Source organism: Streptomyces sp. NPDC051243 (genome assembly GCF_044455405.1).
In the GTDB taxonomy this organism is placed as follows: Bacteria; Actinomycetota; Actinomycetes; order Streptomycetales; family Streptomycetaceae; genus Streptomyces.
This window is the reverse complement of the sequence record NZ_JBITES010000016.1, coordinates 159,655-185,201: the sequence shown is the minus strand read 5'-3', so window position 1 is coordinate 185,201 and position 25,547 is coordinate 159,655. Positions and strand designations below refer to the sequence as shown.

Genomic DNA, 25,547 nt, shown 5'->3' with positions numbered 1-25,547 from the left:
GTGCTGCCTGGGGGAAGTCCTTGCTGTTCCGCGCGTCCGCGAAAACGGTCGCCGTCATGGCACTCGACGGTTCGTTGTTCCTGCACCTCACCGAGCAGTTCGTCCACATGCACGGCTACCGGCCCGGAGCCTCGGAGATGCGTTCCTGGGAGCGCAGCATCCCGCTTCTGACCGCCGCGCTCAACGACGCCGGCCTGGGCGACGTCGAGGTCATGCTGGAGTACGCGCTACCGCTGAACAGCAAGCGTGCCGACGTCGTCCTCGCCGGCTTGCACCCGGTCACGCAGGAGCCGTCCTACGTTGTGGTGGAGCTGAAGCAGTGGAGCCAGGCGGCTCCGCACGAGGATGACCCCACCCTGTGCCATGTCGACGCCTACGCGCACCCCGTGCTCAACCCGATCGAGCAGGTGCGGCGATACTGCGACTACCTGGTCAATTTCAACGGCGCGGTGGCTGAGCACGGCGAGCGGATCCACGGAGTGGCCTTTCTGCACAACGCCACCGAGTTTGGGGTGGCGGGGCTGCGGGAGATCGAGCGCGACGGGCAGGGACGGCTCTTCACGGGGGAGGGGCGCGGTGCGTTCCTGGACTACCTCCGGTCGAGGCTGAGCGACCAGCAGCCCGGTGCCCGTGCGGCGGACGAACTGCTCGCGGGCGCCACCGTGCCGTCGAAGCAGTTGATGTCCGTGGCAGCTCAGGAGGTGCGGGAGCGACAGCAGTTCGTCCTCCTCGACGAGCAGCAGGTCGCCTACCGCATGGTGCTCAACGCGGTGGAGAGGGCGAAGCGCGCTGACCACAAGGAAGTCGTCATCGTCACCGGCGGTCCCGGTACCGGGAAGAGCGTGATCGCGCTCCAACTGCTCGGCGAGCTGTACCGGAGGGGTGTGGCCGCCGTCCACGCGACCGGCTCGCAGTCGTTCACCAAGACGATGCGCAAGGTGGCCGGCTCCCGGAAACGGGAAGTCCAGGATCTCTTCAAGTACTTCAACAGCTTCATGACCACGGAGAAGAACAGCCTGGGTGCCCTGATCTGCGACGAGGCGCACCGCATCCGGGAGACTTCCGCAAACCGCTACACCCGCGCGGCACTGCGGACCGGCAGGGCACAGATCGACGAACTCATCGACGTCGCCCATGTACCGGTTTTCTTCCTCGACGAGCACCAAGTGGTGCGTCCCGGCGAGATGGGCACCGTGGACGAAATCCGTGAGGCCGCGGGCAGACGGGGCATCGAGTGCCATGTCGTCCCCCTGGAGAGCCAGTTCCGCTGTGGAGGCAGTGATGCCTACCTGCGCTGGGTGGTCCGGCTCCTCGGCCTCGAGCCCGGCGGGCCGGTCGTGTGGGAGCCCGACGACCGCATGCAGTTGCTGGTCGCCGACAGCCCTGAAGAACTGGAGGCGTTCCTCGACGCCCGCCGCGCCGAGAAATACGGTGCCCGGATGTCCGCGGGCTACTGCTGGCGGTGGTCCCCTGAGCCCAAGCCCGGCGATCCCCTGCCTGCCGACGTCGTCATCGGGGGCTGGGCCCGGCCTTGGAACCTGCGCGGGGACCGGTCGGTCTCCGGCGCGCCCCCGTCCGCGCTGTGGGCCACCGACCCTGCGGGCTTCGGGCAGATCGGCTGCGTCTACACCGCTCAGGGGTTCGAGTACGACTGGTCCGGCGTCATCATCGGTCCCGACCTGGTCTGGCGGGGCGACCGCTGGGTCACCGACCGCACCGCGTCCAAGGACCCGGTGTTCAAGAAGTCCACACCGGACACCGACGTGGACCGTCTCATTCGGAACACGTACAAAGTGCTGCTGACGCGGGGGATGGTCGGCACGATCGTGTACTCGACCGACCCGGAGACCCGAACGAAGCTACGGGAACTGGTGTCCGGCCGACCGGAGCCACGGCCTGCCACGACCGAGGAACCCCTTCTGCGGCCGTGAGCACGTGATATCCGGCCATGATTGTCCGTGCTTCCAGCCGACTGATGTGTCATATGGGCCGGGACGGGACGTCGCTTCCATAAGATCCCAGGCGTAACTGCGGCCCGACGGGCTTCCCCACGTGGACACGCCCCCATCCGCACGAGTCACTCGTGCCCTGGGGGATCCACCTCGTGTCCATGCTCCTGCTGAAACTGGCAGCGCAGGATCTGCTGAACCTGAACTCAAGGCGCCGTATGGTGCCCCACCTCGCCGCGAGATGGAAGCACTTCCTCAGCACAGAGGCTTCGTTGACCGAACGTTCCGCCTGGGCGGAGAGCCTGGTGCATCTTGCCGAAGATCTGGTCGCCGCCGACCGTGGGAACGTCGAGATGATCGTCGAGTGCGCGGCCACGCTCGACGAGACCGACCGCGCCGGCGACCCGCGGCTCATCGACGTCGTCCTCGTGGGCCATCATCCCGAAGAGAACGGGCTGTCCGTCCAACTCGTCGAGCTGAAGCGTTGGTCGACGGTGACCCGGGTGGAGCGAGCCACCGCGGAACTGGTGCATGTCCCCGGTATGGGGGAGAAGAAGCATCCGGCACTGCAACTGCGGGAGTACTACGAGGCGTTCACGAGTGACAGAGGGCCGCTGCACGGACTGGACTTCGAGTGTGGCGGCTTCGCCTATCTGCACAACGCCACCGATGCCGCAGTGCTCCCACTGGTCGGCGTGGACGCGCCGACCGGTTCCTACGCCCGTGTCTACACCAGCGACCGCCGCGCCCAACTGCTGTCGGACCTGCGGAGCAGCTTCGCCGCCGACGGTGCCGACTCGGCGGCCGAGATCCTGCTACGGAGCATGGGCCTGCGCAACACCCCGCTGCTCGACGCCATGATCCGCTCCAGCGGCGAGGACACGGTCTTCACCCTGCGCGGCCGTCAGAAGAAGGTCGCGGACCAGATCCTCGACACGGCCGCCAAGGTGCTTCCCGATCCCCGGCGGCCCGCGCTCATCCCCGACGATCGACGGGTGGTGTTCCTCGTCACGGGCGGTGCCGGCACGGGCAAGAGCGCCATCGGCCTCCAGCTCAAGGCCGCATTGGAGGCGGAGGGCCGCACGGTCAAGTACGCGAGCGGGAGCAGGGCGTTCAACGGCGCCCTGCAGGAGCATGTCGGTTACGGCGACCGGGAGTTCAAGGAGACCTTCACCTACTTCAGCAACTTCGTCACCCCGCCCGACCCGCCTCTGGACGTGCTGATCTGCGACGAGGCCCACCGTCTGCGCGACCGCTCGACCAACCGCTTCTGGAAACCCGAGGACTGGGGGACCAAGCCTCAGGTGGACGAACTCCTCGACGCTTCCCGCTTGACAGTGTTCTTCCTCGACGAGGGCCAGTCCGTGCGCCCGCAGGAGGTCGGCACCGCCGCCCTCGTGGAGGACGCGGCACGGCGTTACGACGCCCACCTGGTCCGGTGCCGCCTGCGCGAACAGTTCCGGTGCGGCGGCAGCGACGCCTACATCCGCTGGGTGCGCGGCGCGCTGGGAGTGTCAGACGCGGAGCCGGAGCCGTGGACCCCGGACGGGCTGATGCATGTCGAGGTCGTGGACAGCCCGGAGGAACTCGAGCGGATCATACGTTCCGAGGCCGGGGCGGGAGCGTCCGCGCGCATGGTCGCCGGCTACTGCTGGCCCTGGACGAAACCCCTGGGCAAGGACAAGCGACTTGAGCCCGACGTCCGGATAGGTGACTGGCACCGCCCGTGGAACGCGGACAGCGACTCCTTCTGCGAGAACAAGACCGTCCCGCCTTCCAAGATCTGGTCCGTGCACGAGAACGGCCTCGGCCAGATCGGCTGTGTGTACACCGCGCAGGGCCTGGAGTGGGACTGGTGCGGCGTGATCATGGGCGAGGACATGGTGCGCCGGGGCGACCGCTGGGTGTTCCGCCGGGGCAAGGAGACGGCCGACAAGGAGGCGGGCGTCAAGCGGGTAGCCGTTCCCGGGTCGTTCGATCCCAAGGTGAAGCCGAAGAGCGTGGACGACGACGAGTTCGCCCGCCTTGTCCGGCACGCGTACCACGTGCTGATGACCCGGGCGAGCCGGGCGACCGTGCTCTACTCCACGGACGAGGAGACCCGGGACTACCTGAAGGGGCTCGTCGGCGACGTCGAGATACACGGTCTGCGACCCACCTGGGAGAATCTGCCGGAGCAGGCGCGACAGCCACATCTGCCCCGACCCGGCCGAGGAGGGCGCCGCCGCAGGAAGCGTCAGAAGAAGGGCACTCCGCCCGGAGAGATGTTTCTCTTCTGAGACGGTGGACCGGTAGGCGGAGTGGCGGGCTCCCGGGCCCGCCACCTGCCGGTCAGAAGACCAGGCGCGCTACCACGGCAAGGGCCGTCACCACCAGATTGGTGATGACTCCCACCGTGACGTCGACCAGAATCTGACGAATCCGGTCACGACGTGCAGGCTTGTACTCAACGGGGTTCATCGGTCTCCACTCCTGAGCGTGAGCTGGGAATGGCAGGGATCGCCCTACCGGGCATCCGCAGTCACATCGCGTGTGTCACGCGATGGAGACCATTCGTCGCTCAGCGCCGAGGACCGGCACCTGGAACACCGTCGACGTACCCTCCGGGAAGGTGCGCAGCGGGCAACCACACTAGTGCACACGCCAGTTGGCGCAGATCGGTTTTTGGACGCCACGGCATCTCCGCCCGGGCGCCGGAAGCGATGGCGCCGAACTGGACGCGTCGATCGCGATGACATTCGGCTGTGTGGAGTTTGCGCATCCTCATCTGAGAGCGTGGGCGAGGCTCCAGGATATTGGTGGTCCGCGCACCACAACTCACCGGAGTCGGGTGATAAGGAGGGAATGTCCTGCACTCCCGTCCTTCACCATCTCTTTTCATGGCGTGGCCAGCCATTGGGATCTGCGTCAAGGGTTAGACCGTGGGGAACGGTCGCCCTTGTGGGACACGAGGAGCGGGGAACAGGCATGCGGGTCGAACGCGGCGCCGGCCAGCAGCACCACCCACTACCGGAGTCCGGGCTGCAGCCACGTTCGCCGCCCCGGCCATCGGCGGGGTGAACATGCCCGAGCCCGAGAGCCCACACGGCCAAGCCGGATTCCCCGAACCTTCTTCGGAGTGTCAGTGCCGGTCCGTACGCTCGACAGCATGGTGGGGGACGAACTGCGCGAAGAATCACATGATGAGCGGCCAGACGGGGAGAGCGGTGCCGAGACCTGGCAGCGGCTGAGTGCCTACGCCTACCTCAGCGCGCCCGAGCGGCTGGAGTACGTCGCGGTGATGCGGGTGTTCTGCGGCACCCTGCTCGCGGACCTCGCCGTACCCGACGTGCGCGCCAAGCTGGCACAGGCAGATCACTCGGCGGCAGCGCTCGACGCGGAGACACTCACCGCTCGACTCGAACAGCTCGTGCGCTGGGGCAATCTGCTGCGCAGCACGCACACGGTCACGGCGACCAGCATCGCCGAGTACCAACGCTCCCGCTCCCGCTACCAGCTGTCCAAACTGGGCGAACGGGTGCAGCGCGACGCCGACGAGGTGCTGGCGGGAGCGGACGCCGCGCGTGAGGTCAGCAGTGAGTTGCTCACCCTCGTCGACCGGGGGCTCAAAGAGATCGCGGTCCTGGCCGCCGCGCCGGGCGGCGCGGACCCGCAGCAGGCACTGGAAAAGATCAGCACCCTCTTCGCGCAGTTCGCCGAATTCGCCGAGTCGGTACGGGACTTCTACGCCTACCTGGGACAAGTACTCGCCCGCTACGACCTCGACGGAGCCGAGTATCAAGGGTTCAAGGAACTGCTCCTCGACTACGTAGAGGCGATCACCGAGGACGTGTCCTTCCGTGCCCCGCGCATCGCCGCCCATCTGCGCGCGATCTGGCCCCACCTGCCCACGCTGCTGAGCTGCATCGATGCCCATGCGGCCGGCCTGGGGGCACTTTCGGACGCGCTGCCCGAGACGCGGGTACAGCGAAGCCGGGGACGGGAGTTGGCCGACTGGGAGGGGCTGCGCGACTGGTTCGCCGACAGTGACGGCCACGGCAGCCAGGTGGACCAGCTCCGGGACGCGACCCTGCGCGCCCTGCAGTCGCTGCTCGCCAACGCCAAGCGGATGCTGCGCTCCGCGTCGGGCGAGATGTCCCGCCGCAAGGACCTGCTCAGGCTCGCCGCCTGGTTCGACGCCGCGGAGCCGGACGAGGCGCACGACATCGCGGTCGCCGCCTTCGGGCTGTATGGGGCACGGCATCTGGGCGTGGCGCCGGACCCTGACCGGTCCGTACCGGCGTACGTGAGCTGGTGGACCGGACCCGTCGTGGACGTGCCGGTGGCGTTGCGCGAGCGTGGCAGCCGGGCCCCGCGCGGGCGGGCCGCGGCGGTGGAGAACCACGGCGAGCAGAAGCGCCGCCTCGTGGAAGAGGCTCGCGAGCAGGCCGCCGCCCGCCAGGCCGCGGCCGCCGAACTGCGCAGCGCATCCGGCCGGTTCGACCAGGTCAGGCTGGGTTCCGCGGCCATGCGGCTGCTGCTGGAACTGCTTACCGCCGCCCTCGGCAACGCCCAACTGCACAAGGAGGCCGGTGATTTCCAGCTCGACGGCGCCCAGGCAGGCGATGCGGATCTGGGCATCAGACTGACGGCGTGGCGCACCCCGGGTCGGCACACCCTCCTGCGGTCTGCGGACGGCGACCTGACCGTGGACGATCTCACCCTGACTGTTGAGCATGCCTCGGCGCCCGCCGCAGCCGAGGAGGCGAGCGCCTGATGCCCCTGCCCTCCGCCTACGACGTGGCACTCGCCGCCGAACGCCGCTCCGCCGCCCGCCTGCTGCTCGCCCACCCCCTGGTCACCAGTAACGGCCCGCACAGCGACACCTTCCCGCTGATCCGCCGCCACGCCGACTGGCTCGCCCAGCGCTTCCAGCAGGTGTTCGGCTACCGACTCCTCGTCGAGGCGTCGTACGCCCGCCTGTTCAAGGCCGGCCTCGGCCCCGGCTGCGGCCACCGCCTCGAGCGGCCGTCCACCGGCACGCCGTTCACTCCACGGACGTACGCCTACCTCGCCCTCGCCCTCTCGGTCCTCGTCACCGCCCCGGAGCAGCTCCTGCTCTCCCAGCTCGTCGCCGACCTGAGGGCCACGGCCGTGGACGCCGGGATCGAAATCAGTGACACCGGGCGTCAGGCGGAGCGGCGCACGCTCGCCGCCGCGCTGCGCCAACTCGTCGACTGGGGCGTGCTGGCGGAGACCGAGGGCCACGTGTCGGCCGTCGCCGAGGAGCGGGGCGGCGAGGCGCTGCTGAGCGTGGACCGCGAGATCGCCCGCGCGGTCGTCGCCGGACCGCTGGCGCAGAGCCGCGACGGAGCGGATCTTGTACGCCGCGCCGCCGATCCCGGCTTCGGCGGCCCGCGTACGTACGTCCGCAGACGCCTCGTCGAGACACCGGCCGTCCACCTCGACGACCTCACCGGCGCCGAGCGGGAATGGCTGCGGACCCGGCAGCGGCGTGAGGCCCAGGCCTTCTCCGAACTTCTGGGTCTGGAAGCGGAGATCCGTGCCGAGGGCATCGCCCTCGTCGACCCGGACGGCGACCTCACCGACCTGCACCTGCCCGGCACCGGCACCGTCGCCCAGGCGGCGCTGCTGCTGGTGGGCCGGCTGGTCGACCGGCTGCGCCCCGAGGATCCCGGCCACCCCGCAGTCGGCGGGAGGCTGGTCATCGGCGTGCCCGTCCCGGGTGGGCTGCTGCCCGAACTGCTCGATGAGCTCGTGGAGGAGTACGGGCGACGCAGCAACTGGCAGCGAGGCCTGCTGGAGGACCGGGGCGGGCTGCTCGCCGCCGTCCTCGACCTTCTGGTGCGCATGGGCCTGATGGCGCCCGCCGGTCCGGTGCGCGCCGACGGCCACGGCCTGCCCGAGGGATACGAGGACGCAGCGGTGGACGGCCGGTCCGTCACGGACGTCTCGGGCGCCCGAGGGCAGGAAGGCGCGGGCGGGTGGGTGCTGCTCGCCGCGGCCGCCCGGTTCGCCACCACCGTGGCCGTCGCGTCCCGCACCGAACAGGCCCCAGCACACGACGTCTCCCAGGAGCCCGAGGAGCCGACCCGGTGAACCACCCCCAGTCCCCGCACCGCTACCGCCTGCACCGCGCCGGCATCCGCAACGTCTGGCAGTACGACGAGCAGGAGTTCTCCTTCGGCGACGGCCGCCTGCTGCTGCGCGGCAAGAACGGCGCGGGCAAGTCCAAGGCCCTGGAGATGCTGCTGCCGTACCTCCTCGACGGGGACGCCCGCGCTCTGGATGCCACCGGGACCGGCCGGACCACGCTCTTGTGGTTGATGCTCGACGGTTTCGAGCAGACCAACCGGCTGGGCTACCTGTGGGTGGAGTTCACGCGGACGGACGAGGAGGGGAACGACCACCACCTCACCCTCGGTGTGGCGATCCGCGCCTCCCAGTCGACCAGGACGGCCAAGCCGTTCTTCTTCGTCACCCCGCTGCGGGTGGGCGAGGACCTGCACCTGGCCCCGGTCGGCCAGCCGCTGCCGGTCGACCAGCTCAAGTCGCTCGTCGGGCCGCAGAACGTCACCGACCGTGCCGTGGAGCACCGGGCCCGCGTCGCCCGCCACCTGTTCGGCCTCACCGATCCGGCGCGCTACCGCAACCTGCTCCACCTGCTGCACCGCCTGCGGCGCCCCACCATCGGCGACCGCATCGACTCCGGCGGTCTGGTCTCCGTCCTCGCGGAGACGCTGCCTGCGCTCGACGACGAGGTCGTGGAGAAGGTGGCCCGCAACCTCGACGACCTGGACGCGGTACGCACCGACCTCGGGCGCCTGGAGCGGACCGACGAGGCGCTGCGGACCTTCCTGACCGGCTACCGCGGCTACCTGCACGGGGCGCTGCGCCGCCGGGCCGACGAGGTGAACGGCGAACTGGAACGGCTGGCGGAGCGTCGACGCTTGGCGGGCGAGGCGGCGAAGAAGGCGCAGAAGCTTCGTACGAGCGAGGACGAACGCGCCGCCCGCCTCGATGTCCTCAGGGCGGAGGCGGACGCGGCGGAGACGGATCTCGCCGCCCTGCATGCCAGCGCCGCCTACCGCAGCCTGCAGGAACTCGGGGAGAAACGTGCCACGGTGACCGCCCTGCACAGCGCGGCGGCGACCGCCTTCAAGGCCCTGCGCCAGGCCCACAGCGGTCAGGAAGAGACAGGACGGCGGCTCACCGAAGAAGCCGGAAGGCTCGGCGGAGAACTGGTCGAGCTCGGCACGGCACACAGCGAGTTGCTGCGCGAGGCGGAGCGCTCCGGCCTCGACCCCGTGCATCTGGGCGAGCCCGCGGTGGTCGCCGTCGCCCCGGTCGCGGGTGCGGCGGCGGCCGAACTGACGTCCCCGGACGGCGACTTCCACCTCGTGCGGCACGGCGAGGTGCTGGCCGTCGATACGGAGGCCTGCGCGAGAGCCCTGCACGCCTGGGACACCCAACTGGAAGCCGCTGGGCCGGTGATCAGGCACCGCGTCCGAGCCGTGGGTGAACTGACCGCGCTCCTCGACAAGACGCGCCGGGCCCAGGCAGCGGCGCACGAGGCCGATGCCGCTCGGGAGCGTCTGGAGGAGCAGGCGGACGAGGCACGTGAGCGGGCCGGACGCCGACGGCAGGAGACGGCACGTGAAGGGGAGGCCTACGCGGGCGCCGTGCGGACCTGGACCGAGCGGCTGCAAAGCCTCACCGGCGTCTCCCTCGACGCCGTACACGTCCTGACCGCCCACGACCCGTCGGAGGGCCCGCTGCCCGCCCACGCCCCCGACGCGGTGGCCGACACCGCCCGGTCGGCCGTCGAGCCGTGGCTGGCGGACCTGGGCGAACAGCGCGACGCGCGTGCGGTGGCGATCCGCGAGCTGGCCACCGAACAGGACCGCCTGAGGCGTGAGCGCAACGACTGGGAAGCCCGCACCGACCCCGAGCCCGCGCCCCCGCCCCACCGTTCGGCACCCCGTACACCCGGCACCGGCGCACCCCTGTACCGGCTCGTGGACTTCGCCGAGGGCCTGGAGCCGGTGGCCCGGGCGGGCCTGGAAGCCGCACTCGAAGCGAGCGGCCTGCTCGACGCGTGGGTGTGCGCCGACGGCACCGTCCTGGACCCGGCCACGCGAGACACCCTCCTCACGCCCGGCACACCGCCCGCCGGACCAACGCTCGCCGAGGTGCTGCGCCCGGTCATGGCACCGGACAGCGGGGTGACGACCGAGCAGGTCCAGCGCGTGCTCCACGCGGTGGCCCTGGTCACGGACGGGACCACGGGCACCGCGGCGGAATCCGCGATCGGTATTGACGGCTCCTGGAAGCTGGGCGTCGCCCGAGGCCGTCACGCCAAGCAGACCGCGGAGTACGTCGGCGCGGAGGTACGCGCCGAGACCCGCCGCCGAGCCCTGGCCGACCTCGACCGGCAACTCGCAGACGTACAGCAGGAGCTGACAGAGCAGGAGAGAGGCCTGCGGATCCTGACGGAGCACCGCTCGCAAGTGGCCGACACGCTGAGCCACCCGCCCGCGGCACGCCCACTGACCGACGCATGGGCCCGTACCACCGAGGCCCAGCGCGCCGCACAGGTACTGGCCGGCAAGGCGTCCGCGGCCGCCCGCGAGGCGGAGCAGACGCGCGCCCGCGCGGTCGCCGCCCGGCGTGAGGCCGAGTCGAGCGCGAGCGCGAACGACCTTCCTGTCGACCCGGCCGCGCTCGATTCCGTACGCCTGTGTCTGGATCGCCTCGGCACGGGCACGGAACGACTGCGCAGGCGGCTGCGTGCGGTGGCTTCCTCCGCCGACGCCCATCGCCAGAGCCGCGAAGGCTACGAGCGCGCCCTGACGTCCACTAGGGAAGCGGAGTCCGACTACGCCGAGCCGCTCGCCCGCCTGGACGCCGCCCACCGCACGGTCCGGGGCCTGGAGGAAGCGCTGGATGCGCCGGAACAGGAGATCCTCGCCCGCGAGGACGGGGCGAAGCGACGACTGGAGGCGGTGGGGCGTCAACTCCCTGGTGCCGAGCGGGACTTGCGAGAGGTCCATGACGAACGCGTGCGTGCGGAGGAGGACGAGAGAGTACGGCGGGAGGCGCTGGCCGCGCAGGAGGGCGAGGCGGTCGCGACTGGCAGGCGACTGCGTACGGCGCTGGCCATGCCGGGTGTGACCAGGGGTGCGGGCCTCGACATGACGGCGCAGGACGAGGAAGGCGAGGCGCACTTCTCCGAGGACCACGCATCCGACCGCACCAAGGCGCTGCGCCGGCTCGTGGAAGCCGTACGGAGCCGCCTGGACGCCGAGCGGCGCGACCTCTCCGACACCGCCCTCCTCAACCGTCACACCGACCTGCGCGACCAGCTCTCCGGAGGCTACGACGCCACCTTGGAGGAACACGACGGCATCAAGGTCTGCCGTCTCGTCGACGACCACGGCCCGCATGACATCGCAGGGGTCGGCGAGCGCATCGCCGCCCAGGCCGCCGAGGCCCGCGAACGGCTGACGGAGCGTGAGCGCGAGGTGTTCCAGCGGTTCCTGACCGGAGAGTTGGGCGACCACCTCTCCGGTCAGGTCCTGGCCGCGGGCGCCCTGGTGGCCGCCCTGAACGGCACCCTGTCCACGGTACGGACGTCACACGGGCTGGGCGTCACGCTCGACTGGAAGCTGGCGGACGGCGTGGAGGCCGACGTCCAGGCGGCGGTCGACCTCCTGCGCAGCCCGTCCGGCCTGCGCACCCGCGACCAGTCCGAGCAGCTTCGCGACGTGCTCCAGCGCCGTATCGAAGACGCCCGCCGCGCCGACCCCGGCGCAGGCTACGCGGCCCATCTGCGCACCGCCCTCGACTACCGCGACTGGTTCACCTTCACCCCCTGGGTGGTCAACGACGCCGCCCCAGGCAGCCGCCGCAAACTCTCCGGCCGCACCGGCCTCAGCCAGGGCGAACAACGCGTCCTGTCCTACCTGGTCCTCTTCGCCGCCGCGGCCGCCCACTTCACGAGCCTCGCCGAAACCGCCCCGCACGCGCCTCGGCTGATCCTGCTGGACGACGCGTTCGCCAAGGTCGACGAGCCCACCCACGCGCGCCTCGGCCGCATCCTGGTCGACCTGGACCTGGACTTCGTCCTCACGAGCGAACGCCTGATCGGCAACTGGCCCGACGTGCCCTCGCTGCACATCTACGAGTGCCTGCGCGATCCGCACGTGAGAGGCGTGGCGACCCTCCACTACACCTGGAACGGGCGGCAGAGGCGGCTGGTGTCGGTATGACGAGCCCTCGAGCACTGGACGGGACGCCGCCCCTGGACGGCGAGACGCTGGCGTTCCTGACCCGGCCCGGCCTCACCCGCCTCTGGGCGGCCGCACGCACCCGTCTCGAACGCAACGGCCTGCAACCGACCGGCACGATCAAGCTCCAGCACATGGACGCACACGAACGCGAGGCCCTCTCCCTCCTCCTCGCGAAACCGTTCACCACCTCCACCGCCACGATCCACCTGCCGGACCTGGACACCCGCCTGCGCGCCAGCGCGGTCGGCCGCGGCCTGGCCGAGACACTGGCGGAACTGGGCCCGGCCCTCACCGACCGCCGAGCGGCCAGGGACGCGGCGGCGGCGCAACGGACCGGGCTGTGGTCCGCGGCGGAGGCGACCCTCGCCGCCACACCACTGGCGGCCCAGCCCTGGGCGGCCCGATGGCTGGAGGAGACACGGCGTGCGGGTACGGTCGCTCGCCAGGACGGGAGCACCGCGGCCACGGTCCTCACGCAGGCGATCCAAACCCTGGCCATGCTGTTCCCCGGCCCCGCCGCAGAGCCCACCCCCGCCGTCTGGAGCCGCGGCGAGTTGGCCACCCGCACCACCGGCTCGGCCCACGGCCTGGACGACGGCACCCTGCTCTCCCGCCTGGTCCTGCGCGGCATCGCCCTGGCGTCCGGCACCGACTTCCCCGTCGACGCACCGGGCCGCCGGGCCCTGTGGCGCCTGGCCTCGGTCACCCCGGACGAGGTGTCCAGCACCGTGCTCACCTACGGCCTGCGGCCGACGGGCGCGACCTGGGGCGAGAGAACCCTGCGCGAACGCGCGGACCACAACCTGGAAACCCATCTCACCCTGCGCGAACTGCGTGCCCTGCACCTGGAGATGCCGTCCCGCGCCCGGATCCACGTTTGCGAGAACCCACGCGTGGTCGAAGCCGCCGCCGACGCCGGCTGCACCGGCCCGCTGGTCTGCACCTCGGGCAGCGCGACGACAGTCGTCCTCACCCTGTTGGACGCGCTGGCCGCCGCCGGGTGCGCCTTCGCGTACCACGGTGACTTCGACTGGCCGGGGATCGCGCTGGCCAATCGTGTCCTGGAGCGGTACGGCGCGCAGGCGTGGCGCATGAGGACGGGGGACTACGAGTACCTCGCCACCCGCACCCAGGTTCACGGCACCCCGCAGCTCCTCCTCACCGGCCCGCGCGTAGAGGCTGTGTGGGATGCGGAATTGGCCCCGGCCATGGAGGCCCTGGGCGTCGCCCTCCACGAGGAGGCGGCACTCGATTTGCTCCTGGAGGACCTCAGCTGACCCTTGCGGGAGCGGCGTGCCCAGAACTCCGCGGCACCCAAGTGCTCACAGGTCCGGTACGCCAGCTCGCCGAGCCACTCCATCTGATCTGTGCTGATCTCGCCCCGCACGTCGGCGGATTTGCGCTCGGCGCGCACGGCAGACAGCAGTGCGAGGAATCCGGTCCAGGCCGCATCTTCCTCGAAGATGTACGAGGCCTGTCTGATCTCTCGGACGATGGCCCGGAACAGGAACCGGTCCTCGTCGTCGAGCTCCACGCTGCCCTCGGAGGTCTGCACTTTGATCACTTGACGGCGCCTCAGTTGAGCGTTATTTACTGGTCATTCCCCTTAGCCTTCAGCGCCTCGGATCGAGCCAGCAATTTCTCGGCGAACTCATCCCAGTCGGGGCCGAAGCTCAGGAGATCCGCTCCGGCCTGCCCTAGGATTTCGGCGTCGTCTGGCCGCTGTAGGCACAGCAGGCGGAAAGCCAGGTTGCGCGCCCAGACCGGGAGTGCCATCCAGTCTTCGGCCAGGGATTCCTGCAGCGACTCCCAGATATCGTCCGGATCCGCGAAAGTCAGTTTCTCGATAAATCGCTGGACCTCGACGGGGATTCCCATGGCGCCGTCATTCACCCCGCCCGTGGAGACCTGTGACATGAGTTGCGTCAGTTCAGACACAGTCAGCCTTCCGTTATGGGTTCAACCAGTAGGTTGCAACCCGGTATGTACCGTCGGGCGTCTGCGACACGCGATATCCAATGCTGTGTCCGTCTATGTCAACAGCCCCCTCCAGGGGCCGAACCCCTGGGCCAGGTTGCGGAACGGTTCCTCCGCCCTTGATGAAATCGTATACATCCCTGACGATCGACTTCTCAATCTGGTCCGCGGACAGGCCGGTGCTCCGTAGGTCGTTCTTCACCCCACCGGGCCCTGTGTGCTCACGGTCATAGCCGTGTCCGGTGTTGAACTGCCAGTCGTCGTCGCCGACTTTGGCCCACCGTTTGAGGTTCTCGCCTTCACCCGCTGTCCTGCCGTAAGCGACCTCACAGCCGGCGAGACCGGACGGGTCCGCCCACGTGTGGGGATTGTGGACCCATGCCACAGGGTTGGCGGCAGGCGCGAGGCCGAGGGGATCCGGGCTGGTATAACGCGCGGTGGCGGGGTCGTAGTGGCGGTAGAGGTTGTAGTGGAGGCCGGTCTCCGGGTCCGCGTACTGGCCGGGGTGGCGCAGGGGGGGTGTGGGCGGTGGCGCCGCGAGCCACGGCGGTGGTGCCCCAGAGGGTGGTGCGGGTCCGCCAGGCGAGGTCGCCGTCGGGGGTAACCAATTCGGTGGGGGTGCCGACGAGGTCGGTGACGATGGCGAAGAAGCGGGCGTCGACGGCCTGCTGGGTTTCGGGGTCCAGAGCTCGCTCGGCCTGGACGATGGGAGCGAGGCCGTCGTAGTCCCACGTCAGCGCGATCGACGGGGCTCCGTCATGCGTCGTGGTGGTCTGTTCGATGACCTGGATGCCGTCCCAGGTGAAGAGGGTCTCCTCCGCCACGTTGCCGTCCGCGTCGACCCGCCGTTTGGCGGTGCGGCGTCCGAGGGGGTCGTAGCGGTAACGCCAGGTGATGCCGTCGGGAGTGGTGCAGGCGGTGAGGTGGTCCTCGGCGTCCCATGTGTAGCGCCAGACATCGGGTTTGCGGGAGAGGCGGGTCTTGCGGCGTTCGATGACACGGCCGGCCTCGTCGTGGACGTATGTCCACCGGCCTGCCTTGTGTAGCCGGGTGCCGTTGAACTCACGCTCACCGAGTGCCGACTCACAGTGGGACGTGGGCCAGGTGGCCTGGGTCAGGTTGCCCGCGGTGTCGTACGCATAGGTCTCGGTCCAGCCCTCGCCGCTGACCTGTGTGACGCGGCCGGCGCGGTCGAGGCGGAAGCGCCGGGTGCCGTTCAGACGGTCGGTAACGCCGGTGAGGCAGCCATCGGTCCGGTACTCGTACACCTGCTCCTGCACCACCGCACCGCCGCCGTGCTGGTACATCGCCCCGCGTGGGTCGCCGATGACGCCGTCCGCGGTGACGGTCCGGGTGAGGAGGCGTCCGGCGGGGTCCCACTGGTTGGCCCAGGTCAGCGCCGTGTCGACATGGCGCCTGGTTTCACGTCCGGCGGCGTCGAAGGCGAAGTCGAGGGTGTGGCCGTCGATGCCAACGCCCACGCGGTTACCGGCGGCGTCGTATGCGTAGGTGGTGACGGCGCCGGTCGGAGTGATCCGGCGCACCGGCCGGCCGAGCGCGTCGCGGTCCAGGGCGAGGATGCGGCCTTCGTACACTTCGGTACGCGGCCTGCCCATGCGGTCGCGCTGCAGGACGAGTTCGGACTCCGGTGTCGCGGCGGCGACCAGGCGGCCCGCGAGGTCGTAGGTGTAGTGGGTTTCGTCACCGTCGGCGTTCTTGACGGTGACGCGGCCGAGCAGGTCCCGTTTGTAGGAGACGGTCTGGCCCATGGAGTTCGCCCGCTGGCGCAGGCGCCCGGCTTCGTCGTGGGCGTAGACGAGGAGGCGGCCGTCGAAGTCGCGTTCGGTGGTGACGAGGCCGCTGGGGTCGTACTCGTAGCCCCAAGTCAGGCCCTGGGGGTTGGTGACCTGGCGCAGCCGGAGTTCGGTGTCGTAGCGGAACTGCTGCCGGGTGCCGTCCGGTTCGGTGCGGGCTTCGAGAAGGTCGAAGTGTGTGTACTCGTACTCCGTGACGCCGCCGACGGGATCGGTATGGCGGATCAGGTTCCCTTCGCCGTCCCACTCCAGGGACTCGACGGCTCCGTCAGGGCCGGTGCGTCGGGCGAGCTTGCCGTCCACCGTCCAGCTCATGTGGGTGACGTTGCCCAGCGGGTCGGTCACCGTGACCGGGCGGCCGAATGCGTCGCGCCCGTACGTGATCGTGGCGCCGAGCGGGTCGGTCACTCTGAGCGGCAGCCCGGCGGCGTTGCTCTCGACGCGCGTTGTCCGGCCCAGCGGGTCGGTGACCGCGGCCAGGTGGCCTTGCTCGTCGTATGCCAGGGCAACGATGGTGCCGTCCGGCCGCACCGTGCTGATCAGCCGTCCGGCCTCGTCGTACGCGCGGCGGGTGACGGCCCCGTCCGGTTCCCGTGTCTCGACCGGGTTGCCGTCCTCGTCGTAGGTGAGGGAGGCGGTGGTCTCGTCGGGCCGCTGGACACTCAGGAGCCGTCCCAGGTCGTCGTAGAGGTAACTGGTCGTGGCGCCGAGGGGGTCGGTGACGGTCAGGGGGCGGTGCTGGTCGTCGTACGTCGTACGGGTGGTGCGCCCCGCGCGGTCGGTCTCGGCGACGATCCTCAGCCGGGAGTCGACGGTGAACAGGGAGGTGTGGCCGAGGGAGTCGGTGACGCATTTCCTCGTCCGTTTGGAGCTGTTGCCACAGCAGAGAATCACAACCACCGCTGTCTTCGGCCGGCGGTCGGGTTCTCCGTCAGAGTGCGTCGACCCCGCTCACCTTCCACCCCTCCGCCGCGCGTGACATCGTCAGCCGCACCCGGTTCAGATCCACCCGAGCCCCCGAAACCTGCGTGCTCTCAGTGACCTGATTGACGAACAGCAGCACCACGACCTTCTCTGGTGAAGCCGAGACGACCGAGGCCGCCGGGGCGCCGCCGGAGGCAGGGGCGGCGACCGTTGCCTTCACCACGCCCCGGTACTTCTGGGCCGTCGGGCCGACCACCGTCTTCGTGGTCTTGGCGTACTCTTCGCGGAAGTCGCCGGTCAAGTGGGCGCGGGCTGCCGCGAAGTCCTTGTCCAGGCGGCGGTAGTCGTACGACAGGACGATCGGGGCCGCCTTCTTTGCCGCCGCCAGTGCCTCCGTGCGGGCGGTTTCCGTTCGTCGGGCGTCCCAGTACTGCCATCCCAGTACGGCGGCCGCCACCAGGCCCGCCACGAGCAGGACGCCGAGCAGCGCCGTGAGCAGACCTCGGCGGCCGGGTGTGCTCCGCTTGTTCCCCTCCTCCGGCGCATCCTCCTGCTCCTCCTCGAAAGCCTCCGGTGACGGCTCCGGTGGGTCCTGCCAGCCGTTCTTCGGGGCGTCGATCAGTACGGTTCGGCCTGCGAGCGGGCGCTCGGCAGTGGCACAGGGCCCGGACTCCTTCTCGGTCGCCGGCACGGAAGCGGTGCCGCGTTCCGCGCGCTTGGCTGCTGCGCGAGCCGCTGCCGTCAGGGTGCGGCGGGTGCTCGTGCCGGGGGCGCCGGCGGTCGTCGTCTTCGGCATGGTCGTACTCCTCAGTGGTGGTGCTTGTCAGCCGACGAATTCGACGTTCGACGTCAGCCAGCGGCCGTCCCGGTGGACCAGGTCCAGTTGCAGGCGGTACGTGCGCGCCTCGCCCTGCGGCACCGCCGTGTTGGTCACCTTGCTGTCGGCCACCACGAGGACACGGGCCGAGTTCTCGTCGGAGCGGACGATGCCCGCCTCCAGGACCTGGCCTTCCGAGACCGACTTGTTCTGGGCCACCAGATCCGTCAACTGCTTCGTCTGGGCCGCGAACTGCTTCTTGAAGTCGCCGGTCGCGCCCGCCAGGACGTTCGCGCTGTCGCGGCCGTAGTGGCGGTAGTCGAGGGACGTGAAGTTCAGGGCTGACTGGCGGGCCGCGGCCAGGATGTCCTGGCGGCGCTGGTCCGCCTCTCGGTGGGTGTACATGCTCAGGGCCAGCCAGACCGTCAGCGCGGTGGTGAGGACCGTCGCCGCTATCAGCCCCACCGTCATTGCCCTGGAGGTCATCCTGGGATTCATGGCCCTCATAGCCCTCATGAGCCTCATGCGCCTTATGCCATCGGGCCAACGAGCAGCCATTGCCACGACTCCTTTCCGAACACGGCCTGCTGGCCGCCCGTCGAGCCGATCTCGACGTTCCTGCCGTCCGGAGCGACCGTCGTGCCGGTCTCCGGGTCGTATGGGGTGACGTACGGCGAGGCGTACGTCGCCTGGTTCGCACCGCCATACGTGCGCGACGCGCCCGGCGCGTTCTGCGCTCCCCGCACCGACGACTCGCTGCCCCGCGGCAGCGTGCAGCGAGCCTGCGTATTCGCCTCACGCGTGCTCGTGTCCGCCGGGTCGCGGCGGGTCGTGCCGTATCCCTGCCTGCAGGCCGGCGGGTCGTCGGCGTTCAGGACCATGCCGAAGTGCGTGGTGCCGTCGCCCGGTACGACCGTGTAGCTGCCCGCCACCATCACCGGGAAGGTGACCAGCGCCTGCTCCACGCCGGGCAGCCTCGCCAGCGTCACCTGGCCGCCGCTGATCAGGTTCGCCAGCAGGACCGACAGCTCGGGGCCCGCCGACTTCAGCAGCGAGTTCACCTCCTGCGCCGCCGGTCTCGCGTTGCCGATCAGCTTGCGCAGGTCCCCGTCGCTCTTCTTCAACTGGGCCGAGAGCAACGACAGATCACGGGCGAACGACTTGATCGACGAACCCTGGTCCGCCTGCGTCTTCAAGACCGTCCGCGAGTCCTCGATCAGCGCGATCGTCTCCGGCAGTGCCTCCGACGCCGACTCGATCAGGCCGTTGCCCGAATCCACCAGGCGGCTCAGGTTCGGGCCGGTTCCCGCGAACGCCTTGTCCAGCTCGTCCACGGTCACCCGCAGGTCCTTCTTGCCGACCGAGTTCACCAGGCGGTCCAGGCTGAGGACCAGGTCGGTCGTCGGCAGTGGTACGCGGGTGCTCGCTCGCTCGATCGTGCTGCCGTCCAGTAGGTACGGGCCCTTGGTCGTGCGCGGTTGCAGGTCTACGTACTGCTCTCCGATCGCCGAGCGGTTTGCCACCACCGCCAGGGTGTTCGCAGGGATGCGGGGGGCACCATCCTCGATGTCCAGGGCTACGGAAACGCCGTCCGTGCCCGTCAGGTGCAGCGCGCCCACCCTTCCGACCGGCACCCCGCGGTACGTCACCTCGGCGCCGGGGAAGACGCCGCCGGAGTCGGCGAAGTCCGCCCGTACCGTGTAGCCGCGGTCCAGGACGTCGTCCACCAGGCCCGTGTACTCGGCGCCCACATACGACACGCCTATGGCCGTGATGGTGGCGAAGGCGAGCAGCTGGACCTTGACCGTGCGTGTGATCACGGCTGGACTCCCTTCAGCATCAGCTCGGCAAGTTCCAGATTCACTCCGGCCGGCCAGTCGGTCGTCCCGGCCCCGGTGCCGTATCCGCTCGCTCCGTAGGCCGCCGTGCACACCGGCGGGCACAGCACGTCGCCCCCGTCCCCGGACGGCCCCGAAGGCGACGACGGCGCGCTCGGGCCGTTCGGGAGCGCCGTGGGTGTCGGCCCACCCGGCGCACCCGGTACGCCCGGGAGCTCAGGCACCTCCGGGAGATCCGGTACGTCCGGCAGGTCGGGGGTGTCCGGGAGCGTGGGGTCCTGGGAGTCGCCCTTGCCGTCCCCGTCGCCCGGCTTCTTTGTCAAGTTGCCGTAGATCCCGGCCAGGTCCAGGTCCGCCGTGATGTGCAGGTTGACGTAGTCACCCTTGATCGCGTCCACCGCGTTGCGGGGGAATGGGTACGTCGTCAGCAGCTCAAGGGAGTTGGGCAAGTCGTCGCCCGCCTTGTTGAGCTGCTGCAGGATCGGGCGCAGCTGCCTCAGGTTGGCGACCGTGTCGTCGTGCGAGGCGTTGATCACCCTGGTGCCCGTCGTGCCGAGTTTCGACAGCGCCGTCAGCATCGCCGTCAGGTCGCGTCGCTGGTCGGCCAGCACCTTCAGGGCCGGTGGCATCGTGTCCACGGCCTTGGCGATGGTCTCCTTCTCGCCGCCGAGTCGTTCGGCGAGTCGGTCCACGGCCTTCAGGGCCCGGACGATGTCCGCCTTCTGCTTGTCCAGGCCGCCCAGGAACGTGTTCAGTTCCGTGAGGAGGGACCTGACCCTGTTCTCGCGGCCCTCCAGCGCCTTGTTCAGTTCCACGGTGATCGTCTTCAGCTGGGCCACCCCGCCGCCGTTGAGGAGGGCCGACAGGGCGGACAGCACCTCCTCGATCTCCGGGTTGCGGCCGCTGCGGGACAGGGGGATCACATCGCCGTCGGCGAGGCGGCCGACCGGTTCCGCCTCCGTCGGCTTCGACAGCGAGACGTACTTCTCGCCCAGCATGCTGGTCTGGCGCAGCTCCGCGATCGCGTTCGCCGGCAGCTTCACCGAGTCGGCGACCCGCAGACGTACGCGTGCGTGCCAGCCGTCCAGCTCCACCTTCTCGACCGCGCCCACCGTCACGTTGTTGACCTTCACCGCCGACTGCGGCACCAGGTCCAGTACGTCGCGGAACTCGACGGTGACGTGGTACGCGTTGCCGTCCGAGGCGGCGCCGCCGGGCAGCTGGACGTCGTACCAGCCGTTGAACTCGCAGCCGGACAGCACCATGCAGCCGACGGCGGCCCAGGCGACCGCCCCGCCCTTGCGCAGCATGCTCATGCGCTCGCCCCCAGGATTCCGCCGAGCGTCCGGTCGACCGTGCCGGTGACCGCCGTACCGCCGCCGTGCGGCACCTCCGGCAGGGAGTCGAACAGCTCCCTCAGTTCGGTGCAGTCCGGGTTCTTGCCGCCCTCGTCTCCCGTCGTCCGCAGCAGCGAGCACAGCAGCGACGCCGGATCCTGGGCCTGGTCGGCGTTGTTGCGGGTGTCGAGGGTGCCGGACGACGGGTTGTAGGCGTTGTTGAGGTTCGACATGCCGGTGGGGGCTACCTCCAACAGCTCCTCCAGTGCGGCCCGTTGGGTGACCAGGACCTTGGTGACCTTGCTCAGGCCCTCGACGTTCGAGGTCAGCGACTTCTTGTTGCTCTTCACGAAGTCGGAGACGTCGCCGAGCGCCGTGCCCAGGTTCTTCAGCGCCGCCGCCAGGTCCTCGCGCTCGCCCGCCAACTGCTCGGCGACCTTCGCGAGGTTGCTGTTGAACGACCGCACGCTCTTGTCGTCGGCCGCCAGTGCCGCCGTGAAGACCTGGAGGTTTCGGATCGTGTCGAACAGGTCCGTGCGGCCGTCGGAGAGGGTCGTGACCGCCGCCGAGAGGTCCTCGACCGTCTGGTGGAGGTTCTCGCCCTGGCCGTCGAGGTTGTCGGCGCTCACGCCGAGCAGCCGGGACAGGGAGCCGTCCTTGTTGGCGCCGTCCGGGCCGAGCGCCTCGGCCGTGGTGTGGAGGCTGTCGAAGATACGGTCCAGTTCGACGGGTACGGCCGTGCGTGACTCGGGGATCTCGTCCCCGTTCCGCAGCACCGGGCCGTCGCCCCGGTACACCGGCAGCAGCTGCACGTAACGGTCGCTGACCACCGAGGAGTTGATGATGGCCGCCTGTGCGTCCGCCGGGACCTTGCGGTCCGCGTCGTATTCCAGCTCCACGCGCACGCGGCCGCCCTCCGGCTTGATCGCCTTGACCTCGCCGATCCGGACACCGAGGACGCGGACGTCCGAGCCGGGGTAGATGCCGACCGTGCGCGGGAAGTACGCCGTGACGCGGACCGGCTCGGGGCGGGGCCACAGTACGTAGGTGAGCGCCGCGACCAGGACCAGGGAGGTCAGCAGGGCCGCGCGCTTCTTCCAACGGCTGCTCACCGGGCGCCTCCCGTCCGCGGCTCCACCGGAGCGGCGACCAGGTTCTGCACGTACGAGTCGAACCAGCGGCCGTTGCCGAGGGTGTTGGTGAAGACCCGTACGTACGGGGCCAGGAGCCTGATGCTCCGGTCCAGGCTGGATTGGTTGCGTTCGAGCATCTCCACCACACGGTTCAGGCCCTTGAGCGCGGGCCCGATCTCCTTCTCGTTGTCCTGGACCAGGCCGGAGAGCTGGACGCCCAGGGCGGCGGAGCTCTTCAGCAGGTTGTGGATCGCCTCGCGCCGCCTGCTGATCTCCTGGAACAGCTTGTCGCCGTCCCTGACCAGGGCGGTGAAGTCCCCCGAGCGTTCGGCCAGGACGGCTGTGACGCCGTTCGCGTGGTCGAGCAGCTCGCGCAGCGCCTTGTCGCGGGAGGCGACCGTGCGGGAGATCTGTGACAGGCCCTTGATGGACGCCCGTACCTCGGAGGGGGAGTCCTCGAAGGTGGTGGAGATGGTGTCCAGGGCCTTCGCCACTCGGTCGGTGTCGATCTCCTCCGTCGTCGTGGTGAGGTCGCTGAAAGCCTGAACGACGTCGTACGCGGGGACCGTGCGCTTCAGCGGGATCTCCGTGCCGGGCGCCAACTGGCCTTTGCCCTCGGGGTGCAGGGCCAGGTACTTCGAGCCGAGGATCGTCTTGACCCGGATCGACGCGCCGGTGTCCGTGCCGAAGGCCGGCTCGCCCTTGATCTTGAACGTGACCTTGACGTGGTCGCCCTCCAGGTCGACCTCCTGGACCTTGCCGACCTTGACGCCGGCGATCCGCACCTCGTCGCCCGGCTTGAGGCCGCCCGCCTCCGAGAAGGCCGCGCTGTACGTCTCGCCGTCGCCGATCACCGGCAGGCGGTCGGCGTTGAACGCGGCCGCGGTCAGCAGCGCCAGGACGGTGAGTCCGACCGCGCCGATGACGACGGGGTTGCGCTCGCGGAACGGGCCCAGATGCGGGCGTCGCAGGCGTATCCGCGGCAGCTTCGGCAGTTTCGGCGGCTCGACCCGTACCTTGACCAGCGGCTGCCGGCGGGGCTTGCGGGACGGCAGGAGCCGTGCCTTCGGCAGCCGTACGCGTGGCAGTTTCGGCGGCTCCACCCGCACCCTGAACATCGGCTCCGGACGATGCTTACGGCTCATGCCCCGCACCTCGCCCTCGCCACGTGCAGGTCGGGAGTGAGCACCTGCTGGGACGTCGACTCCGTCTTCGGCAGCACGATCCGGCCGTCGAAGTCACACAGGTAGAAGTTGAACCACGAGCCGTAGGACGCCGTCCCCGTCAGCTCGTTGAGCTTGTTCGGCAGCCGCTTCAGCACGCCCTCCACGGTCTTCTCGTTGTCGTTCAGGGTTCCGGTGAGGTCGGTCAGCTCCGCGATGTCGTCCTTGAGCGCCGGACGCGCGTCCTGCAGCAGGCCCGAGGTGGCCTCGGTCAGATCGCCGATGCTCACCAGCGACTCACCGATGGGCTTGCGGTCGGCGGACAGGCCCGAGATGACCCGGCGCAGCTGCTTGAGCAGGCCGGAGAAGCGGGCGCCACGCTGGTCCAGGGTCGCAAGGACCGTGTTGAGGTTGTCGATCACCGAGCCGATCAGCCTGTCGCGGCCGGCCAGTGTCGAGGTGAGGGACGCCGTGTGCACGAGCAGGCTGTTCACCGTGCCGCCCTCGCCCTGGAGGGTGCGGATGATCTCGGTGGCGAGCTGGTTGACGTCCTTCGGGCTGAGCGCGGCGAACAGCGGCTTGAAGCCGTTCAGCAGGGCGTTGAGGTCCAGCGCCGGTTGCGTGCGGGAGAGCGGGATCGTCGCGCCGGGGCGCAGCTCGGTCCCGTTGCCCGCGCCCTCCGTCAGCGCGACGTACCGCTGGCCGACCAGGTTGCGGTACCGGATGACCGCGCCCGTGCCGGTGAGCAGCGGCCGGTCCCGGCTGACCGTGAAGGTGACCTCGGCCAGCGTCCGGTCCTTGATCCGGATGCCCTCGACCTCGCCGACCCGCACTCCGGCCACCCGGATGTCGTCGCCCTCCTCCAGGCCGGTGACGTCGCTGAACACCGCGCGGTAGGTGTCCTTCTTGCTGAAGGAGATGTTCACGATGGTGGCCGCGAGCAGTGCCGTAGCCGTGATCGTCACCAGCGCGAAGAGGCTGAACTTGATGAGCGGGGCGGCCGTCTGCCGGGCGCCCTTGGCCTTCGTACGGCTCATGCCACACTCACCGCCGTCCCGCGCACCAGCGGCCCGAACAGCAGCGTCGTCACCGGCGGCACCTCGTCCGCGGGCACGCCCATGACCGGGGCCACGAGCGAGCCGACCGCCCGCTGCTCTGCCAGGGTCGAGGAGACGCCCAGCGGACCGCCCGCGGAGGAGCCCCCGGCCGAACCGCCGGGCTTCGAACCGTCGTTGAGGTGGGCGCCGGGCGCCGGTACCGGAGGACCGGGCAGATCACGGCAGTTGGGCCCCGACCGCTCGCCGTAACGCGGCTCCTCACCGGGTTCGTACGCCCCTTGCGGCCGTACGACCTCCAGCGTGATGTGCATCTTGCCGCCCCGGAACGCCTCCTCCGAGGCCTTCTCCTGCCGGACCAACCCGGCCAGCAGGCACGGGTACTCGGGGGAGTAGCGGGCGAACAGCTCCAGTGTCGGGCGGGAGACCCGGCCCAGGGTGATCAGCCGGCCGCCGTTCGTGTCCAGGAAGTCCTCCGCCGTGCCCGCGACCGTCGCCGTGGTCTTCAGTGCCGCTGCCAGCCGGTCCTCCTGCTCGACGATCGTGCGGCTGGTGGTGACGGTGTTGCGCAGGATCTCCATCAGGTCGGGCGCCGCGTCGCCGTAGATCTCGGCGACCTCGGCGAACCGGGCGATGTTCTCGGTGAGGGTCGGAAGGTGGGGGTTGAGGCGGCTCAGGTAGGCCTCCAGGCGTGTGAGGTTGTCGCCGATCCGGTCGCCGCGGCCTTCGAGGGCGGTGGCCATCGCGGAGAGGGTGGCGTTGAGCTTGCCGGGCTGGACCGTGCGGAGCAGGGGCAGCAGGTCGTTCAGCAGCTGCTGCACCTCGATGCCGACGCGGGTGCGGTCCTGGGTGATGACGTCCCCGGCGCGGATCGGGCGGGCCGAGGAGGAGCCGGTGCCGGCGGGCGGCACCAGATCGACGTACTTCTCGCCGAACAGCGTCTTGGGCAGCAGCCGCGCGTGCACGTCCGACGGGATGTGGGCCACGTGCTCCGGCTTGAGCGCGATGTCGAGCCGCGCCTTCGTCCCGTCCGCGTGCACCTCGCGCACCTCGCCGACCAGCAGCCCGCGCAGCTTGACGTCGGCGCGCGGGTCCAGCTGGTTGCCGAGGCTGTCGGCCTCCAACGTGATCCGCACGACCGGCGTGAACGCCTGCTGATAGACGGCGACGGACAGGCCCAGCAGCAGTGCGAGTACGGCGATGAACACGACGCCGTACAAACGCAGTCTCAGAACCCTCATACGGCGG

Annotated in this window: 17 protein-coding genes and 1 pseudogene; 6 read left to right on the top strand and 12 right to left on the bottom strand. The window is 70.0% G+C overall.

All coding sequences use genetic code 11. The features are described from left to right. The first annotated feature begins 20 nt into the window (after positions 1-20). Both ACIBAG_RS35050 and ACIBAG_RS35045 read left to right on the top strand, forming a co-directional pair. The gene (locus ACIBAG_RS35050) at positions 21-1,931 is read left to right on the top strand and encodes a DNA/RNA helicase domain-containing protein (protein WP_399110831.1); all 1,911 of its coding nucleotides are present in this window, start codon (positions 21-23) and stop codon (positions 1,929-1,931) included. A gap of 290 nt (positions 1,932-2,221) precedes the next feature. Further along, a complete protein-coding gene (locus ACIBAG_RS35045) occupies positions 2,222-4,228 on the top strand; it encodes a DNA/RNA helicase domain-containing protein (protein ID WP_399110829.1) in 2,007 nt (668 codons plus the stop codon). 52 nt (positions 4,229-4,280) lie between these two features. Here ACIBAG_RS35045 and ACIBAG_RS35040 read toward each other — a convergent pair whose 3' ends face one another. Beyond that, on the bottom strand, positions 4,281-4,409 hold the full coding sequence (locus ACIBAG_RS35040; protein WP_399110827.1) for a DUF6408 family protein: 129 nt from the start codon (positions 4,407-4,409) through the stop codon (positions 4,281-4,283). A gap of 688 nt (positions 4,410-5,097) precedes the next feature. On the opposite strand from ACIBAG_RS35040, the gene ACIBAG_RS35035 reads away from it, so the two are divergent. The 4 genes from ACIBAG_RS35035 to ACIBAG_RS35020 are packed head-to-tail and all read left to right on the top strand — an operon-like array spanning position 5,098 to position 13,518. Then, entirely contained in the window at positions 5,098-6,705 is a 1,608-nt protein-coding gene (locus ACIBAG_RS35035) for a TIGR02677 family protein (RefSeq protein WP_399110826.1), read from the top strand. Further along, positions 6,705-8,048 (top strand): TIGR02678 family protein, encoded by a 1,344-nt coding sequence (locus tag ACIBAG_RS35030; protein WP_399110824.1) that lies wholly within the window; start codon positions 6,705-6,707, stop codon positions 8,046-8,048. The genes ACIBAG_RS35035 and ACIBAG_RS35030 overlap by 1 nt, the downstream gene beginning before the upstream one ends. Beyond that, the gene (locus ACIBAG_RS35025; RefSeq protein ID WP_399110823.1) at positions 8,045-12,220 is read left to right on the top strand and encodes a TIGR02680 family protein; all 4,176 of its coding nucleotides are present in this window, start codon (positions 8,045-8,047) and stop codon (positions 12,218-12,220) included. Before ACIBAG_RS35030 ends, ACIBAG_RS35025 begins: the two co-directional genes overlap by 4 nt. Further along, a complete protein-coding gene (locus ACIBAG_RS35020) occupies positions 12,217-13,518 on the top strand; it encodes a TIGR02679 family protein (RefSeq protein ID WP_399110821.1) in 1,302 nt (433 codons plus the stop codon). The genes ACIBAG_RS35025 and ACIBAG_RS35020 overlap by 4 nt, the downstream gene beginning before the upstream one ends. 313 nt (positions 13,519-13,831) lie before the next feature. Here the strand turns inward: ACIBAG_RS35020 and ACIBAG_RS35015 are convergent, their stop codons facing one another. The 11 genes and pseudogenes from ACIBAG_RS35015 to ACIBAG_RS34965 form a co-directional block, all read right to left on the bottom strand. Then, positions 13,832-14,179, bottom strand: a complete 348-nt coding sequence (locus tag ACIBAG_RS35015) for a hypothetical protein (RefSeq protein WP_399110820.1) — start codon at positions 14,177-14,179, stop codon at positions 13,832-13,834. 13 nt (positions 14,180-14,192) lie between these two features. After that, the gene (locus ACIBAG_RS35010) at positions 14,193-14,732 is read right to left on the bottom strand and encodes an RHS repeat-associated core domain-containing protein (RefSeq protein WP_399110931.1); all 540 of its coding nucleotides are present in this window, start codon (positions 14,730-14,732) and stop codon (positions 14,193-14,195) included. Positions 14,733-15,093: 361 nt separating this feature from the next. Beyond that, positions 15,094-16,926: pseudogene (locus tag ACIBAG_RS35005) on the bottom strand (type IV secretion protein Rhs); the annotation flags it as partial. 37 nt (positions 16,927-16,963) lie between these two features. Then, a complete protein-coding gene (locus ACIBAG_RS35000; RefSeq protein ID WP_399110819.1) occupies positions 16,964-17,752 on the bottom strand; it encodes a hypothetical protein in 789 nt (262 codons plus the stop codon). A 27-nt stretch (positions 17,753-17,779) separates the two neighbouring features. After that, a complete protein-coding gene (locus ACIBAG_RS34995) occupies positions 17,780-18,259 on the bottom strand; it encodes a hypothetical protein (protein ID WP_399110817.1) in 480 nt (159 codons plus the stop codon). A gap of 44 nt (positions 18,260-18,303) precedes the next feature. Continuing rightward, on the bottom strand, positions 18,304-19,593 hold the full coding sequence (locus tag ACIBAG_RS34990) for an MCE family protein (protein WP_399110815.1): 1,290 nt from the start codon (positions 19,591-19,593) through the stop codon (positions 18,304-18,306). Continuing rightward, positions 19,590-20,927: an MCE family protein gene (locus ACIBAG_RS34985; RefSeq protein WP_399110813.1), complete on the bottom strand. Its 1,338-nt coding sequence runs from the start codon at positions 20,925-20,927 to the stop codon at positions 19,590-19,592. Before ACIBAG_RS34985 ends, ACIBAG_RS34990 begins: the two co-directional genes overlap by 4 nt. Further along, positions 20,924-22,060: an MCE family protein gene (locus ACIBAG_RS34980; protein WP_399110812.1), complete on the bottom strand. Its 1,137-nt coding sequence runs from the start codon at positions 22,058-22,060 to the stop codon at positions 20,924-20,926. The genes ACIBAG_RS34985 and ACIBAG_RS34980 overlap by 4 nt, the downstream gene beginning before the upstream one ends. Next, positions 22,057-23,226, bottom strand: a complete 1,170-nt coding sequence (locus ACIBAG_RS34975) for an MCE family protein (RefSeq protein WP_399110810.1) — start codon at positions 23,224-23,226, stop codon at positions 22,057-22,059. Before ACIBAG_RS34975 ends, ACIBAG_RS34980 begins: the two co-directional genes overlap by 4 nt. Further along, complete coding sequence (locus ACIBAG_RS34970; protein WP_399110809.1) at positions 23,223-24,281, bottom strand: MCE family protein; 1,059 nt, start codon at positions 24,279-24,281, stop codon at positions 23,223-23,225. The genes ACIBAG_RS34975 and ACIBAG_RS34970 overlap by 4 nt, the downstream gene beginning before the upstream one ends. Next, positions 24,278-25,540, bottom strand: a complete 1,263-nt coding sequence (locus tag ACIBAG_RS34965; protein ID WP_399110807.1) for an MCE family protein — start codon at positions 25,538-25,540, stop codon at positions 24,278-24,280. Before ACIBAG_RS34965 ends, ACIBAG_RS34970 begins: the two co-directional genes overlap by 4 nt. Positions 25,541-25,547: the final 7 nt, after the last annotated feature.

What these genes read in the sequence shown, in the direction of transcription:
- ACIBAG_RS35040 (WP_399110827.1), bottom strand. Translation starts at nt 4,409, where the DNA reads ATGAACCCCGTTGAGTACAAGCCTGCACGTCGTGACCGGATTCGTCAG.
- ACIBAG_RS35035 (WP_399110826.1), top strand. Translation starts at nt 5,098, where the DNA reads ATGGTGGGGGACGAACTGCGCGAAGAATCACATGATGAGCGGCCAGAC.
- ACIBAG_RS35030 (WP_399110824.1), top strand. Translation starts at nt 6,705, where the DNA reads ATGCCCCTGCCCTCCGCCTACGACGTGGCACTCGCCGCCGAACGCCGC.
- ACIBAG_RS35020 (WP_399110821.1), top strand. Translation starts at nt 12,217, where the DNA reads ATGACGAGCCCTCGAGCACTGGACGGGACGCCGCCCCTGGACGGCGAG.
- ACIBAG_RS35000 (WP_399110819.1), bottom strand. Translation starts at nt 17,752, where the DNA reads ATGCCGAAGACGACGACCGCCGGCGCCCCCGGCACGAGCACCCGCCGC.
- ACIBAG_RS34995 (WP_399110817.1), bottom strand. Translation starts at nt 18,259, where the DNA reads ATGACCTCCAGGGCAATGACGGTGGGGCTGATAGCGGCGACGGTCCTC.
- ACIBAG_RS34985 (WP_399110813.1), bottom strand. Translation starts at nt 20,927, where the DNA reads ATGAGCATGCTGCGCAAGGGCGGGGCGGTCGCCTGGGCCGCCGTCGGC.
- ACIBAG_RS34975 (WP_399110810.1), bottom strand. Translation starts at nt 23,226, where the DNA reads ATGAGCCGTAAGCATCGTCCGGAGCCGATGTTCAGGGTGCGGGTGGAG.
- ACIBAG_RS34970 (WP_399110809.1), bottom strand. Translation starts at nt 24,281, where the DNA reads ATGAGCCGTACGAAGGCCAAGGGCGCCCGGCAGACGGCCGCCCCGCTC.
- ACIBAG_RS34965 (WP_399110807.1), bottom strand. Translation starts at nt 25,540, where the DNA reads ATGAGGGTTCTGAGACTGCGTTTGTACGGCGTCGTGTTCATCGCCGTA.